Source organism: Pseudomonas sp. 2822-15 (assembly GCF_002742515.1).
GTDB lineage: Bacteria > Pseudomonadota > Gammaproteobacteria > Pseudomonadales > Pseudomonadaceae > Aquipseudomonas > Aquipseudomonas salomonii.
This window is the reverse complement of record NZ_LJRY01000148.1, coordinates 1-442: the sequence shown is the minus strand read 5'-3', so window position 1 is coordinate 442 and position 442 is coordinate 1. Positions and strand designations below refer to the sequence as shown.

Sequence of the window (442 nt, the reverse complement as noted above, 5' to 3'; positions counted from 1 at the left end):
ATTGCATATGCAACATATCAGAATATATTAAATGTTGTTCTATGAATTCCGCTAATCCGTTATCATTGTGATTCAGTGTTACAAAATTTGCAGAAGATTTAATATTAGGTTTAGCATTGCCCATGGCAATACCTATACCAGCATTCTCAAGCATCTGTATATCATTAGGTCCATCTCCAAATGCTGCAATTTCTTCTTTTCGAATACCATAAGCCCTTATAGTTTCTTTGATCGCGCTCCACTTTGATACATGACGAGCTAAGATTTCATAACCATCATCCCAAATAATAATCTCTGCATCATTTGAAAAGTATTCTATTATTTTATGATCAGTTGAACTAGTACGTACACTATACTTTAAAACGTTATTAAAATTAATATTACTTAAATTTCCAATATAAATAGGTGGTGAACACCCTTCTTTAATCCACTCCTCTATTTC

Annotated in this window: 1 protein-coding gene; it reads right to left on the bottom strand. The window is 31.9% G+C overall.

Translation table 11 applies throughout. The annotated features are described in order from the left end of the window. Positions 1-442 (bottom strand): HAD family hydrolase (locus AOA59_RS01550; protein ID WP_158235220.1); only part of this gene is annotated, 442 nt, incomplete at both ends.